Source organism: Aquitalea sp. FG25 (assembly GCF_057809375.1).
This window is the reverse complement of sequence record NZ_JBMDJV010000008.1, coordinates 111,713-127,289: the sequence shown is the minus strand read 5'-3', so window position 1 is coordinate 127,289 and position 15,577 is coordinate 111,713. Positions and strand designations below refer to the sequence as shown.

Sequence of the window (15,577 nt, the reverse complement as noted above, 5' to 3'; positions counted from 1 at the left end):
CCATGGACCGGCTGATTGCCATGCAGGTGTTTGTAGAAGTGGCGCGCCGTGGCAGCTTTACCGCCGCCAGCCATGAGCTGGACCTGTCCCGCGCCATGGTAAGCCGCTACATCGCGGAGCTGGAAAGCTGGCTGGGCGCACGCTTGCTGCAGCGCTCCACCCGCAGTGTCACCTTGACCGATGCCGGAGCCAATTGCCTGGCCCGCTGCCAGCAAATGCTGGAACTGGCCGAGCAGACCCGCGAGGAAATCGACCTGCGCGATGGCCAGTTGCGCGGCCAGCTGCGCATCACCACCAGCATGTCCTTTGGCATGGCCCAACTGGCACCGGCCATTGCCGACTTCATGGCAAGTCACCCGCACATCCACATTGATTTGCAACTGGGGGACCGGGCAGCCAACCTGATAGAAGAGCGCATCGATCTGGCCATCCGCATCACCAATGACCCGGAACCCGGTCTGGTGTCCCGTCGATTGGGGGAATGCCACTCGGTGATCGTCGCCGCGCCGGCTTACCTGGCGCAGCATGGCACGCCGCAACAGCCAGCCGAGCTCAGTCGGCATGCATGCCTGAGCTACAGCCAGTTTGGCCGCAGCGAATGGCAGCTGCACCGGGGTGAAACCGAAACCACGGTGCGCATGGATAGCCGCCTGAGTGCCAACGAAGCCGTGGTGCTGTTACAGGCCTGCCGCCATGGCGCGGGCCTTGCCTTGCAGCCCTGCTATCTGGTGCAGTCCTTGCTGGACAGCGGCGAGCTGATTGCCGTGCTGCCAGAATGGCGTCCGGTCAGCATGGGCATTCATGCGCTGTATCCCTCCCGTCGCCAACTGCCGCTGGCCATGCGCGTACTACTGGACTTTCTGCAACAGCGCTTTGCCACCGCAGCGCCGTGGGCTCAGGCAGCCACATCGTCGCCCGTCAGCTGAAAGCTGTGCCGCCACTGGCTGGGGGATACGCCATAGCGCCGACGAAAGTGATGGCGTAGCGATTCCGGCGATCCCAGCCCTGCCAGGGCGGCAATCTGCTCCATGCCATGCCCGCTGCTCTCCAGTAAACGCTGACTGAACCGCAAGCGTTCACTCAACAACCACTGCCCCACCGTACTACCGGTTAGTTGACGAAAGTGCCGGGTAAAGCTGCGCCGGCTCATGGCAACTTCCGCCGCCAGGCTATCTAGCGTGTGCTCCTGCGCCAGATTGCACCGAACCCGGTCAAGCAAGCCCGCCAACCGTGAATCACCAGCCCGTACCGGCAAGGGCTGTTCGATAAACTGCGCCTGCCCGCCCTGCCGATGTGGCGGCACCACCAGCCGCCGCGCCACGCTATTGGCCAGCTCCGCCCCATAACGCTGACGCAACAGATGCAGGCAGCAATCCAGCCCGGCGGCAGTACCCGCCGAAGTCAGCATCTGGCCATCCTCCACATACAGCACCGCCGGGTCCAGCCGCACCTGTGGGTAGCGGCGGGCAAAGTCATCGGCATAGGCCCAATGCGTGGTTGCGGCACGGCCATCCAGCAAACCGGTTTCGGCCAGCACATAGGCCCCCAGGCACAGGCCGACAATCTGCACCCCGCGCGCCGCTGCTTGCTGCAAGGCCAGTGCCAGTTGCAGTGGCACCGGAGCACCGGCCTGCCAGCTAGGCAGAATGATGATGTCGGCCCCCTCCAGGCCTTCCAGCCCGTACGCGCAGGTGAGGCTGAAGCCAGCCGAGGTCCGCAGCGGACCGGCCTCCACCGCGCAAACCCGCAGCGTGAATGAGGGCAAGCCGGGATGCGTATCGCCAAACACCACGCAGGGTACCGACAGGTGAAACGGGCTTATATTCTGGAAGGCAAGCACGGCAACGACGGGAGCGGACATGGCAGGATTCCGGAGTGAAACAGGATTGGCCTGATCTTAACGCATTCTGGCAATCGGGCCACTTCTGCCGGGCACGGCCACTGGCAATAATGGCCACATTGCAACCCGGCACAGGAGCCACGCCATGGACTACCCCCACACCGCACTCATCGTCATCGACCTGCAAAACGACTACTTTACCAACGGCAAATACCCTTTATGGAATACCGAAGCGGTACTGGACAACTGCGTGGCCGCCATCGAACGAGCACATGCGCTGGGCATGCCGGTGATTCTGGTACAACACGTGGCCGACAGCAGCAAGGGCATGGCCCCCTTCTTCAATGCAGGTAGCAGCGGCGTGGCCATTCACCCGCGCATTCTGGCCGCCGCGCCGCAGGCCCCGGTGGTGGTGAAACGGGCAGCCGACAGCTTTCATCAAACCAGCTTGCAAGCCACGCTGGATGGGCTGGGCGTTGGCAAACTGCTGCTGTGCGGCATGATGACGCAAAACTGCGTCACCCATACCGCCCTGTCGCGCGCCGCAGATCAGTACGAAGTTGCCGTATTGGCCGACTGCTGCACCACGGTGGACCAGATGCTGCATGCCATCGCGCTCAATGCCCTGTCCATCCGCGTGGCCCTGCCCACGGCAGCGCAAGCGCTGGCCTGAAATCACCTATCCCAACCCAGCAATGAAAAAACCCGCCGGATGGCGGGTTTCTGATAACTGAACGGCTAAGCGCAGACTCAGGCCTTGTTGACCGGAATCTTGCCAATCTTGACGCGCCATTCCGCCGGGCCGGTGTTGTGCACCGAAATACCGTTGGAATCGACCGCTACCGTGACCGGCATGTCTTTTACTTCGAACTCGTAGATGGCTTCCATGCCCAGGTCGGCAAAGCCCACCACCTTGGAGGCCTTGATGGCCTTGGACACCAGGTAGGCCGAACCGCCCACCGCCATCAGGTATACCGCCTTGTTGTCCTTGATGGCTTCAATGGCAGCCGGGCCACGCTCGGCCTTGCCAATCATGCCGAGCAAGCCGGTTTGTTCCAGCATCTGACGGGTGAACTTGTCCATGCGGGTAGCGGTGGTGGGGCCAGCCGGGCCAACCACTTCGTCACGCACCGGATCAACCGGGCCCACGTAGTAGATGAAGCGATTGGTGAAGTCCACCGGCAGCGCCTCGCCCTTGTTCAGCATGTCCACCATGCGCTTGTGCGCGGCGTCTCGGCCGGTAAGGATCTTGCCGTTGAGCAGCAGTACATCACCCGGCTGCCAGCTGGCCACTTCTTCCTTGGTGATGTTGTCCAGGTCAACGCGCTTGCCGTTGCTGGTGTCGTAGGTGATTTCCGGCCAGTCTTCCAGGCTGGGCGTGGCCAGATGGGCCGGGCCGCTGCCATCCAGATGGAAATGGATGTGACGGGTGGCGGCACAGTTGGGGATCATCGCTACCGGCAGGCTGGCGGCGTGAGTGGGGTAATCCAGAATCTTCACGTCCAGCACGGTGGTGAGGCCGCCCAGGCCTTGCGCGCCAATACCCAGCGCGTTCACTTTTTCGAAGATTTCCAGACGCAGCTCTTCCACACGGGTCAGCTCGGCACCGCTGGCAGCCTTGGCTTTCAGCTCGTGGATGTCCACGTGCGACATCAGGCTTTCCTTGGCCAGCAGCATGGCTTTTTCCGGGGTACCGCCAATGCCGATACCCAGAATGCCCGGCGGACACCAGCCAGCGCCCATGGTAGGTACGGTGTTGATGACCCAGTCGACGATGCTGTCGGACGGATTGAGCGCGTAGAACTTGGACTTGTTCTCCGAACCACCGCCCTTGGCCGCACAGGTGACTTCCACGCCGTCGCCTTCGACTATTTCAAAGTGCACCACGGCCGGGGTGTTGTCCTTGCTGTTCTGACGCTTGCCAGCCGGGTCCAGCAGCACCGAGGCGCGCAGCTTGTTGTCCGGGTTGTTGTAAGCACGGCGTACGCCTTCGTTGACCATTTCCTGTACCGACAGGCTGGCGTCCCACTGCACGTTCATGCCCACTTTGAGGAACACCACGGCAATGCCGGTATCCTGACAGATGGGGCGACGGCCTTCGGCACACATGCGGCTGTTGATCAGGATCTGCGCCATGGCGTCCTTGGCCGCCGGGCTTTCTTCATGCAGATAGGCCTGATACAGGGCGTCGATGTAATCCTTGGGGTGGTAGCAACTGATGTACTGAAAAGCATCGGCGATGCTTTGAATGAAATCATCCTGACGGATAACAGCCATGAGCGGTCTCTCCAGCGTAGGGGCTTTAGGAATTGTCGGGACATTTTAGGCGCTTGTGCCACATTGCGCCATGCCCGCTCCCCGCATCAGTGCTGCAGATGGCCGACAAAATCCTCCAGCGCCTGCTCCAGCTCCAGCAGCAAGGCCATGTCGGCGGTAGAGCAGCCGGTCCGCGCGGTCTGCTCCAGCCGTGCGGCACAATCGGCCAGCCTGACGGCCCCCACGGTGCGGCTGGCGCCCTTGATACGGTGGGCCAGCAAGATCACATTTGCTTGATCTCCCTGTTGCCAGGCTTGTAGCAGTTGCAGCAGATCGGCCTGCTTGTCGCGGGCAAAATCCTGCAGCAAGGGCAGCTCCAGCGCCCAGTCGCCCTGACTCAGATCGAACAGCACACGCCGGTCCAGCACCGGCAGGTCGGCATCACCGCCACTGGCATATTCGGGCAGCCAGGGCTGCAAGGCCGCCCAATCACCCGGCAGGCTCAGCCAGCCGTCCGGCACGGCATCGGCTGCCAGCAAACTGCCCGCGTGGTCCGGCCCTACCGCCAGCAGCGGGGTATGCCCACGCCAGGGCTGGGAGGCTTCCTGGCCACGGATATAGTCCAGCAGTGCGGGCAAGGCTGCACTTGCCGGGTCTGCCAGCAGCAGCAGGGCCACGGCGTGCTGCTGCCAGTATTGCAAGGCCGCATTCACCGTGCTGGCAACTTCTACCGGATAGCCCGTCGCCTGCAACTGCTGCTGGATTGACCTGCCTTGCGCAGCATCGGCACACAATAGCAAAACCGGCCAGCGACCCATGGCGGCGGGCGCATGGGCTTGATCCATGCCGGGCATGGCCGGGCTAAGCTGCAGACAGGCATGCATGCCCTGTCGCCCCTGCTCCAGCCTGAGCTCTGCGCCCAGGCAACGCGCCAGTTGCTGGCAGCGCAACCAGCCTGCCGGGGCCTGATGCGGCTTGCGCGCCCGCGCCGGGCCGGACAGGATTTGTTCCGGCACGCCACGATCGTGTTCACTGCGGTGGGCTGTCAGCTCCAGGGTAAGGATCTGGCGCATATGCTGTTGCGCCCACACCTGGGCGTTAAGCAGCAGCGTGCCCGCGCCATGGCCATGCAAGGCATGGGCCAGCAATTGCTGCAGCAGATGCTGCAGTACAGCGCCATCCAGCAGCAGCAGCGGTGCCAGAGCCGGGTCCAGTTGCAAGGTAAAATCCACCCCCAACTGGCCGGCAAGTGACTGAAAACGCAAGTGCAGCTGGCGTAGCAAACTGGCCAGCGGGACGGCATCAACCGCGTGGCCGCGCCGGCGGGCGGTCAGCAAAGGCCCGTTCAGGGGCTGGCGGGAGTCAGGAGTCAATGTTGGCATCTGTCAGGAAGCGGTTTACGCCGGACGCGGCATAAACGGATATCAGGAATAAGGCAGTTGCCTGGTATGGCCATCCCGCTGGATGGCCTTGACATGATACATGGCGTGGTCGGCCTGGTTGACCAGCTGTTCGGCGGAGGTGCCATCACGGGGGTACAGGCTGTAGCCAATGCTGGCCCCCACTTCCAGCTTCTTGCCTTCCACCAGCATGGCCTCGCCAATGGTCAGCGCCAGCTTGTCCAGCAGCTCGGATAGGGCATCGGAGGAAAAGCTGCCTTGCAGCAGGATCAGGTACTCGTCCCCGCCCATGCGCGCCACCATGTCATTACCGCGCACCGCATGTTGCAGTCGACGGGCAACCACTTGCAACACCTGGTCGCCAATTGCGTGGCCATGCTGGTCGTTGATCTGCTTGAAGTGGTCCAGATCGACAAACAGCACGGCAAACTGTGCGCCGCTTCGCTGTGACAGCGCCAGCATTTTTTCCAGTTGCTGGAAAAACAGCGCCCGGTTGGCAAGGCCGGTCAGGCTGTCGTGGTGCGCCAGATAGCTCAGTTCGCGCTGGTTGTCGTACAGGCTGGCCATGTGGCTGTTGATCTGCCGCTGCATGCGGTCGAAATTGCGTGCCAGTACGCCAATCTCGTCATTGCGCTCCACCGGCAATGGCAATGGCTGGCGGGTATCGGTAAAACTGCAGGCCGCCTGCGCCAGGATATTGATTGGCCGCAGCATGGCGCGGGCAAAGACCACGGCCAGCAGAATGGCGATGGCACTGAAAGCCAGCACCATGTGGATGATGCGCTGCCCCAGTGGCGCAGCCAGTGCCAACACGCTGTCCAGGGGCTGTACCAGCCCGGTGACGACGAAATCATCCCGGCTGCCCCGGCCGATGGGTAGGCGGACAAATGCCATTACCTTGTCGGCGGACTGCTCGGGTTGATCCAGGCCGCTAAGCGCCAGGCTGCCGACCTTGCGTTCGAACAGCTGGCGGGTGGGGGCAAAGCTGTCCTGCATCAGAATGCGCCGGCCTTTGTCAAAACCAAAGGTCTGGGCCGGGTCCGGATGCACCAGGAAATCGCCCCAGCGGTTAGCCATATACAACTGGTACGCCTTGGGTAGATCCAGCTGCAGCTGGCTTAGCAGCCGTGTCAGATCCAGATTGATCACCAGCAATCCGCCGGGTCGGCCAGCGCGGTCAGAAACCGGTGTCGCCACCATCAGCCCCGGCCGCCCCTCGGCGTCGTGGGAGGAGCGTTCATGATTGACGGCAATGGATGACTGGTAAATCTGCCCTGCCGGTACCAACAAGGTTTCGAATACATAGGGGAAATGCCCCTTTTCCTGCAGGGCATTGCCCTCCACCCCGACGGTCAGGCCGTTCTGGCTGTTCACACGCACCAGTTCCAGTCCATTATCAGCCGCGCCGATCAGCCGCACCTGCAGGTATTCCGGGTGCAAGGCCAGCATGGCGGCAAATGCCTGCGCCAGCTCGCTCCTGGCCATCTGCCGTTCGCGTGGCATGCGGCTGTTGATCACCCGGCCCACCGTTACCAGCCGCGACAACAGCAGGGCATCATCGGCAGCCTCCTCCACCGACTGTGACAGCCGGCGATTCACCCCGTGTGCGGCGGTCAACAGATCACTCTGTGCCGCCGATACCAGCATGGCGCGGTTGACGGTATAGGCGTAATAGCCGGTGATGCCAGAAGCAAGAATGCCGAAGATGGCCAGTAACACCGCCAGTTTGACCAGCAGACCGGGGCGCATGGCTCAGAAGCTCCCCGGCAGATCGCCGGAATAGATTTTCTGCCACAGCGCCTCACGCCGCGCCGCGTCTTCTACGGGCTGCAGCCACAGCACGCGCGCACCGGCTTTCAGCTCATCGCTGGCCGTCAGGGTATTGGCCAGCCCCTGCCGTGTTGGCAGCAGCGCGCTGACGGCAGGCTCCAGCATGTAGTTGATCCATTGCTGTGCCAGCTGCGGATTGCGTGCTGACGTCGTCATTGCCCAGCAATCCAGCCAGGCCAGCACCCCTTCACGTGGAATGGCATAGCCGACATCGGCCCCGGCCTGGCGCAGGGAGTTGAGCTGCTGGGTGCCGTAATTGCCAAACATCACCGCAATATTGTGATGAATGAACAGCTCGGTTCCTTCCTCGGGCAGGCTGTAGTAAGTCAGCACATTGCGCCGCAGGGCAATCAGGCGCTGCACCAGCATGGCCTGCTGGGCAGCCGATAGCTGAAATGGCTGGCTGATGCCGCTGGCCAGCGCAGCAAAGGAAAAATTGTGCTGACCACTGTTGAAATCCAGCACCTTGTGGCGGTAGCGCGGGTCCCACAGCACATTCATCGAATCCGGCGGCTGGGAAAACTGCCGCTTGTCATAGATGATGCCCATGGTGGAATAGGTATACGGAACGGCATATAGCCGGCCATGTTGCTGCAGACCGGGAATGGCAGCCAGATGACGAAAACGCGGCAGTTGCCGGCGGGTATTGGGCAACAAGGCGGGGTCAAGCGGTTTGAGCAGGCCAGCGGCGTAGTAGCGCTGCATTTCGGCGGTATTGGCTGCCACAACATCAAAGCGTGGACCTTTTACCGCATGCATATGCGCCCACAATGCCTCGTCGGAATCGACAAAAGTCACTTCGACGCTAGCCTGGTAGCGTTGCTCGAATGCCTTCACCACATCCGCGTCGGCATAGCCGGGCCAGGCCAGCACGCGCAGCACGTCCTTGGCCATTGCCAACTGGCAGCACAACAGGCAGCCAATTACCCCCGCAAGCAGGCTGTTTATTCTTGATGCCACGTTTGGTTTTCTTTTTTCAATCTGCCGTTTGAATTTTGAATGTAGCTGCTTACCAGACTTTATACCTATTTTTTTAACAGAAATTTCCTAGCGAACCAGACTTTCACGGTAGCTTGCAGCCTGCTGCAACAACCAGCCGGCAAAGGCCTGATGCGGCGGCGACGCGACCCGATCAGGCGGATAGACCAGATAGTAGGCATTGTCGCTGGGCAAAGGCAGTTCACACGGCATTACCAGATTGCCGCTGCTGATTTCCTGCTGCACCAGAAAGCGCGGCACCAGCGCCACGCCCATGCCAGCGCGGGCGGCCTCCACCAACATGGAAAACAATTCGTAGCGCGCACCCACCATTGCTTGCGGATTATCCACTCCGGCTGTGACAAACCATCGTTGCCAGGCATCGTGCCGGGCAGACAAATGCAGCAGACGACAATGGGCCAGCTGTGCCGGTGCCAGCACGCCGGAGGCAAGCAGCTGCGGGCTGCATACCGGAATCATTTCCTCACCAAACAACCAGTCGGCCTGTGCTCCTGGCCACACGCCGTTGCCAAAATGGATGCAGGCGTCAAAGCCGGTATCGGTAAAGATGAAGGGATCGGAACGGGTAGTGATGTTGACTGTAACGTGGGGATGCTGCTGATAAAACTGCGGCAGGCGCGGTATCAGCCAGCGGGTGGCAAAGGTGGGCACCGCCGCCAGTTCGATGACCCCGTCCGAGCCCTGATGCGCCATCAGCGACAGGGTATGCCGCTCCAGCCGTGCCAGGCAGTCGCGCACACCGCGTGCATACACCCGCCCGGCTTCAGTCAGGCTCACCCGGCGCTTGATGCGGTGAAACAAGGCCACCCCCAGCATGTCCTCCAGCTGGGCAATCTGCTTGCACACCGCACTCTGGGTCAGGGCCAGTTCCTCAGCGGCACGCGTGAAGCTTTGGTGGCGCGCTGCACATTCCAGCGCTTGCAGCGCCTCGATACCGGGCAATCGTTTTCGCATACATGCTTCCTGAAACTCACAATGTGCTGAATTTATATCGTTTGCGACCCGCGCGACGGCACAGGCAAAGTAGCCTGCATTCATTATTTATCCATCCATCACGCCAGCATTGCCAGTCTGCTCATGCCACAAGATGGTGCATGAATGGAAGCAACAGCCAGGCGCGGGCAAGGGAGCAGCAAATGCTACAGCACAGCAAAAAAATCGTCATCGTCGGCGGCGGTGCCGGTGGACTGGCACTGGCCAGCCGCCTGGGACGCCTGGCACGTCAGGAACAGCGCCTGGACATCACCCTGGTGGATGCCGCACGCACCCACATCTGGAAACCGCTGCTGCACGAAATTGCCGCTGGCAGCATGAACCCGCACCGGGAAGCGCTGGATTACCTGGCCCAGGCCAAACGTCACGGCTTCCGCTTTTGTCTGGGCCGCATGCAAGATCTGGACCGACAGCAACAACGCATCCATATCGCCGCCACGGCGGACGAACAAGGCCAGCCGCTCATTCCGGCCAGACAGCTGGACTACGACATCCTGGTGCTGGCGGTAGGCAGTACCACCAATGACTTTGGCACGCCCGGCGTGGCCGAACATGCCATCTGCCTCAACACCCCGGACGATGCCAGCCGCTTCCACCGCCAACTGGTAAACGCCTGCATCCGTGCCAGCCTGCAATCAGGCCCGCTGCGGCCCGAGCAGCTGCAGCTCACCATCATCGGGGCCGGTGCCACCGGAGTGGAGCTGGCGGCGGAGCTGCGCAATACCACGCGCGAGCTGGTGGCGCATGGCCGGGAAAACATCAATCCCGATCGCGACATCCGCCTGACCCTGATCGAGGCCGGGCCGCGCATCTTGCCAGCCCTGCCGCCTGCCGTTGCCGCCAAGGCCCTGCGCCAGTTGCAGGAAATGCAGGTGCGCGTGCTGTGTGGCGAGCGTGTCAGTGCAGTACAGGATGGCGCGGTGCATACCGCCAGCGGCCAATGCATTCCGTCCGAGCTGGTGGTCTGGGCAGCCGGGGTGCAGGCACCGGCCATGCTGGCCGGGCTGGCAGGACTGGACAGCAACCGGCTGAACCAGTTGCGGGTTCGCCCCACACTGCAGACCACGCGAGACGAAAACATCTTTGCCTTGGGCGACTGCGCTGCCTGCCCGGACGGCCAAGGCTGGGTGCCACCGCGCGCCCAGGCTGCCAGCCAGCAGGCGGATCTGCTGTTCCACAATATCCGCTGCCTGCTGGCAAAAAAGCCGCTACGGGCATTTCATTACCGCGATCTGGGCGCGCTGATTTCGCTGGGCCGCTACAGCACGGTGGGCAGTCTGATGAGTGCGCTGTCGCGCCGCAGCCTGTTCGTGCACGGGCAGTTTGCCCGGCTGATGTATTTGTCCTTGTACCACCGCCACCAGCTAAGCCTGTTTGGCTGGCGGCCCACCCTGCTGAGCGCTGCCGGACGTCTGTTAAGCCGACGCACCCAGCCACAGGTAAAGCTGCACTGACATCTGCGGCCACAAGCGCAATGCACCAAACAGCAGCATAAAACACAGCGCAAATCCCGTTTTGGTGCATGCACACCGTTTTGCATCACCGCAGCCTGCACCCCGCCTCCCCAAAAACGGGCTGCTAGCGGCCATTTTCGTGCACACACAGCCCAGTCTGGTGCGCTATTGCACCAGCTGGCACTGCGCTTGCTTTAAGGAGGCAACAAAAGCCGACAACAACGGGACTCGCCATGCCAACTGCCAACTCGCCATCAGACGTACTGTTCCTGCTGCTCGGGGCCATCATGATTCTGGCCATGCACGCCGGTTTTGCCTTTCTGGAACTGGGCACGGTGCGCAAAAAAAACCAGGTGAATGCCCTGGTGAAGATTCTTACCGACTTTGCCGTCTCCGCCATTGCCTATTTCTTTGTTGGCTATACCGTGGCCTACGGGGTCAACTTCCTGGGCGATGCGCGCCATATCGCCGAGCATCACGGTTATGAGTTGGTGAAGTTTTTCTTTCTGCTGACCTTTGCCGCTGCCATTCCGGCCATTGTGTCCGGTGGCATTGCCGAGCGCGCCAAATTCCACCCGCAGTCGGCTGCCACCTTCTTGCTGGTAGGGCTGGTGTATCCCTTTTTCGAAGGCATTGCCTGGAACAACCATTACGGCGTGCAAGACTGGCTGAGCCACAGCTTTGGCCAGCCTTTCCATGACTTTGCCGGTTCGGTGGTGGTGCATGCGGTGGGCGGCTGGATCGGCCTGGCCGCCGTGCTCAACCTGGGCGCACGTCGTGGCCGCTATAGCAAGGAAGGCCGTATCTCGGCCCACCCGCCGTCATCCATCCCCTTTCTGGCACTGGGGGCATGGATTCTGATTGTCGGCTGGTTCGGCTTTAACGTGATGAGCGCCCAGCGTCTGGACGGCATCTCCGGCCTGGTGGCCATCAACTCGCTGATGGCCATGGTGGGCGGCACCCTCAGCGCCATGTGGGCGGGCAAGAACGACCCCGGCTTTATCCATAACGGCCCGCTGGCCGGTCTGGTGGCAGTCTGTGCCGGTTCGGACATCATGCATCCGCTGGGTGCGCTGGTGGTGGGCCTGGTGGCTGGCGGCATGTTTGTCTGGCTGTTCACCCAGACGCAGAACCGCTGGAAGATTGACGACGTGCTGGGGGTATGGCCGCTGCATGGCATTTGCGGCGCCTGGGGTGGCATTGCCGCCGGTATTTTTGGCCAGAGCGCACTGGGTGGGCTGGGCGGCGTCAGCCTGGTGTCCCAGCTGCTGGGTACGCTTGCCGGCATTGCCATCGGTTTTGGCGGTGGCTATGCGGTGTATGCGCTGCTGCGTAAAACGGTGGGCATCCGCCTGGATGAAGAAGAAGAATTCAACGGTGCCGACCTGACCATCCACCAGATCACCGCCACACCGGACCGCGAAACCAACTGGTAATTCCATCCCGCCCCGGTCGGGCCTGGCGCGCAGGCCCGGCCAGCTTGTCATAATCTTGATCCGCCTCAGACTTTGTCGGTTTTGTCTGACAAGAGGACACACAGCGCGCATGGCCTCCGCTATGCTGACAACAAGCATCACCCGCAAGCAGCAACCGGAACCATGAGCACGCAACTTCCCCCACATGGCAGGAGTTCCCTGCGCACTCGCATTACGCTCGGCATGTTGCTGGCACTGGTGGTCACCCTGTGGCTGGCCACCTTGCTGATCAGCCACAGCCTGCGCCAGCAGATGGAAGCAACCATCTCCGCCCAGCAGTTTTCCACGGTGTCACTGGCCGCACGTGAAGTAGACCGCTCGGTCCGAGAGCGCGTACTGGCGCTGCAGTCGCTCACCAATCAGTTCAAGAACAAACCGCTAACCACCGCAGCCATTCAGCCCGAACTGCTGCGCCGCCCCATTTTGCAGTTGATGTTCAACTGGGGCGTCGTGGTACTGGACAAAAACGGCATGGCGCAAGCCAGTATCCCGGAAAGCCTGAATCGCACAGGCCAATCCTATGCCAACAGCGCGTTTTTCCGGCTGGCCATGCAACACGGCGGACGCTATATCACCGAACCCATGCAAGGCCAGCACACCGGCAAGCCGGTGATTTCCATGCTGGAACCGCTGCGCGATGCCAAAGGCGAAATCGTGGGCATGATCATGGGCGTGACCAATCTGGCACAGCCCAATTTCCTGGATGACATCAGTTCGGCCAAATACGGTGCCACCGGCAGTTTCTTCATCACGGCACCGCAAAGCCGCCGCTACATCATGTCCTCGGACAAGCCGCGCCTGCTCACCGCCGGCCCGCCGCCGGGCGTCAACCCGGTATACGACCGTTATCTCAATGGCGAAGAAGGCTCTGGTGTGGCCATGAGTTCGCGCGGGGTGCTGGAGCTGTCCTCCAGCGTACACATCAAATCCACCGGCTGGCTGATGCAGTCGGTACTACCGGCAGAAGAAGCCTTTGCCCCCATTCGTACTCTGCAGCGCCAGCTGTTTGGCCTGGCCGTACTGCTAAGCTTGCTGGCTGGCGGCCTGAGCTGGTGGTGGCTGCACCGTGAATTACTGCCGCTTAGCGAAGCCACCCAGTTGCTAACGCGCATGGGTGAGGGCGAATTGCCCAGACAAGCCTTGCCGGTAAGCCGGGCCGATGAAGTCGGCCTGCTGGCGGCTTCTTTCAACGGTCTGCTGGAGCGCATTCAGCGCGAAGAAGACAAAGCAGCCGAACATGCCGCCAACCAGTTGCTGCGCAAGATTGTGTCGCAGATTCCCGGCGTGGTGTTTCAGTACCGGCTGTTTGCCGATGGCCACGGTTGCTTTCCCTTTGCCAGCGAAGCGTTTTACGACCTTTACGGCATTCGGCCTGAAGCAGCCAGCCACAGTGCCGACGCCATCCGCGAACTGGTTCACCCCGAGGACCGCGACAGCTTTTTTGATGCCCTGCAACACTCAGCGGCCACGCTGACCCAATGGCGCACCGAATATCGCATCTGCCTGCCAGACGGCCAGATCAAGTGGCTGCTGGTGGATGCCATGCCGGAACAGGATGATCACGATGTGCTGTGGTACGGTTTTATCGCCGATATCAGTCGCCACAAGCGCATGGAGGCAGAGCTGCGCATTGCCGCCACCACCTTCCTCACTCAGGAAGGCATCATGGTGACCGACCCCAACGGCATCATCCTGCGGGTCAACCCCTCCTTCTGCCAGATTACTGGCTATAACAGCGCGGATGTGGTGGGCAAGACGCCTGCCGTACTCAGTTCACACCGCCATCCCGCCGCCTTTTACCAGCAATTGTGGCAGTCCCTGCAGGACAAGGGCGCCTGGCAGGGAGAAATCTGGAATGCACGCCAGAGCGGCGAAGTATTTCCGGAATGGCTCACCATCACCGCAGTCAGGGACAGCGCCGGGCAAACCAGCCATTACGTGGCCATTTTCCAGGATATAACCGAGCGCAAGGCCGCTGCCGATGAAATCCAGACCCTGGCCTTCTACGATGCCCTCACCCACCTGCCCAACCGCCGCCTGCTGCAAGACCGGCTGCAACATGCGCTGGATGCCGCCCACCGCCAACAGGAATACGGTGCGCTGCTGTTCCTGGACCTGGACAATTTCAAATCGCTGAACGACACCATGGGCCACGATATCGGCGACATCCTGCTGCAGGAAGTGGCCAGCCGCCTGCTGCGCTGCCTGCGCACCGGCGACACCGTCGCCCGGCTGGGCGGGGATGAGTTCATCGTGATGCTGGAAAACCTGAGCACACAGCGCGATCAGGCCATGCGTGAGGCAGAAACCGTAGGCCGCAAGATTCTGGCCACCCTGCACCAGCCCTACCAACTGCACGGCCACGACTATCGTGGCAGCTCCAGCCTGGGCATTGCCCTGTTTGCCGACGAAAACGGCAGTAGCGAGGATATTCTCAAGCAGGCTGATCTGGCGATGTACCAGGCCAAGTCGGCCGGGCGGAATACCCTGCGCTTTTTTGATCCGGTGATGCAGGCAGAAATCAACGCCCGCACCCGGCTGGAAGCCGAGCTGCACCAGGCCTTGGAGCAAGGCGAACTCAGTCTGTACTACCAGCCGCAAATCCACCATGGGCAGCCCTGCCGCAGCGTGGAGGCCCTGCTTCGCTGGCATAGCCCGCAACACGGGCTGATGCTGCCGGGGGCGTTTATTGCACTGGCAGAACAGAGCAACCTGATTCTTGCCATCGACCACTGGGTGCTGCAACAAGCCTGTATCCAGCTGGCCGAGTGGGCGAAAGACCCGGTTACCGCAGCGTTGAGCATTGCCGTGAATGTCAGCGCGCGCCAGTTCCACCAGACCGACTTTGTTGCCCGGGTCAGCCGTTTGTTGCGGGAAAGCGGTGCCAACCCGGCATTGCTGAAACTGGAAATCACCGAAAGCCTGCTGCTGATGAAGCTGGACGACGCGGCCTGCAAAATGAATAGCCTGCGTGCGCTGGGCATCAGCTTTGCCCTGGACGACTTTGGCACCGGCTACTCATCGCTGTCCTACCTCAAGCAACTGCCGCTGGACCAGGTAAAGATAGACCGCAGCTTTGTCCGGGATGTACTGGAGAACAGCAATGATGCCGCCATTTGCAAGGCGGTGATCGCCCTGGGACAAAGCCTGGGCCTGGCGGTTATTGCCGAAGGCGTGGAAACCAGCGGTCAGTACGACTTCATGGTGGCGCAAGGTTGTCTGGCCGTGCAGGGCTACCTGTTCAGCAAGGCAATGCCGGCTAATCAGCTGCCTGGCTGGCTGTCACAAACCCAGCCTTATGCGGCCCAGGCCAGTGCGACCGATGGCTGA

General features: G+C 61.6%; 11 protein-coding genes. 5 read left to right on the top strand and 6 right to left on the bottom strand.

Features of this window, described 5'->3' with window-relative positions; translation table 11 throughout:
• The first annotated feature begins 2 nt into the window (after positions 1-2).
• Positions 3-926, top strand: coding sequence for a LysR family transcriptional regulator (locus ACODR9_RS09330; RefSeq protein WP_488808989.1), 924 nt, complete (start codon positions 3-5; stop codon positions 924-926).
• Here the strand turns inward: ACODR9_RS09330 and ACODR9_RS09325 are convergent.
• The gene (locus ACODR9_RS09325) at positions 896-1,861 is read right to left on the bottom strand and encodes a helix-turn-helix domain-containing protein (protein ID WP_488808988.1); all 966 of its coding nucleotides are present in this window, start codon (positions 1,859-1,861) and stop codon (positions 896-898) included. The genes ACODR9_RS09330 and ACODR9_RS09325 overlap by 31 nt on opposite strands.
• 124 nt (positions 1,862-1,985) lie before the next feature.
• Between ACODR9_RS09325 and ACODR9_RS09320 the strand changes: the two genes are divergently transcribed.
• Positions 1,986-2,513, top strand: coding sequence for a cysteine hydrolase family protein (locus ACODR9_RS09320; protein ID WP_488808986.1), 528 nt, complete (start codon positions 1,986-1,988; stop codon positions 2,511-2,513).
• A 77-nt stretch (positions 2,514-2,590) separates the two neighbouring features.
• On the opposite strand, the gene ACODR9_RS09315 is transcribed toward ACODR9_RS09320, so the two are convergent.
• The 5 genes from ACODR9_RS09315 to gcvA all read right to left on the bottom strand — a co-directional run bounded on the left by ACODR9_RS09315 (position 2,591) and on the right by gcvA (position 9,279).
• Positions 2,591-4,117 carry a fumarate hydratase gene (locus tag ACODR9_RS09315; RefSeq protein ID WP_488808984.1) on the bottom strand — a complete coding sequence of 509 codons (1,527 nt, stop codon included), beginning with the start codon at positions 4,115-4,117 and terminating at the stop codon, positions 2,591-2,593.
• Between the two features lie 86 nt (positions 4,118-4,203).
• Positions 4,204-5,469, bottom strand: a complete 1,266-nt coding sequence (locus ACODR9_RS09310) for an Hpt domain-containing protein (protein ID WP_488808983.1) — start codon at positions 5,467-5,469, stop codon at positions 4,204-4,206.
• 51 nt (positions 5,470-5,520) lie between these two features.
• The gene (locus ACODR9_RS09305) at positions 5,521-7,245 is read right to left on the bottom strand and encodes a diguanylate cyclase domain-containing protein (RefSeq protein WP_488808981.1); all 1,725 of its coding nucleotides are present in this window, start codon (positions 7,243-7,245) and stop codon (positions 5,521-5,523) included.
• 3 nt (positions 7,246-7,248) lie between these two features.
• Positions 7,249-8,286 (bottom strand): extracellular solute-binding protein, encoded by a 1,038-nt coding sequence (locus tag ACODR9_RS09300; RefSeq protein ID WP_488808980.1) that lies wholly within the window; start codon positions 8,284-8,286, stop codon positions 7,249-7,251.
• A gap of 87 nt (positions 8,287-8,373) precedes the next feature.
• A complete protein-coding gene (gene gcvA / locus ACODR9_RS09295) occupies positions 8,374-9,279 on the bottom strand; it encodes a transcriptional regulator GcvA (protein ID WP_488808979.1) in 906 nt (301 codons plus the stop codon).
• Positions 9,280-9,419: 140 nt separating this feature from the next.
• On the opposite strand from gcvA, the gene ACODR9_RS09290 reads away from it, so the two are divergent.
• From ACODR9_RS09290 to ACODR9_RS09280, 3 genes are all read left to right on the top strand, one after another.
• Positions 9,420-10,772 (top strand): NAD(P)/FAD-dependent oxidoreductase, encoded by a 1,353-nt coding sequence (locus ACODR9_RS09290; RefSeq protein WP_488808978.1) that lies wholly within the window; start codon positions 9,420-9,422, stop codon positions 10,770-10,772.
• Positions 10,773-11,005: 233 nt separating this feature from the next.
• Positions 11,006-12,208 (top strand): ammonium transporter, encoded by a 1,203-nt coding sequence (locus ACODR9_RS09285; RefSeq protein WP_488808977.1) that lies wholly within the window; start codon positions 11,006-11,008, stop codon positions 12,206-12,208.
• 162 nt (positions 12,209-12,370) lie between these two features.
• Positions 12,371-15,577: a bifunctional diguanylate cyclase/phosphodiesterase gene (locus tag ACODR9_RS09280; RefSeq protein ID WP_488808976.1), complete on the top strand. Its 3,207-nt coding sequence runs from the start codon at positions 12,371-12,373 to the stop codon at positions 15,575-15,577.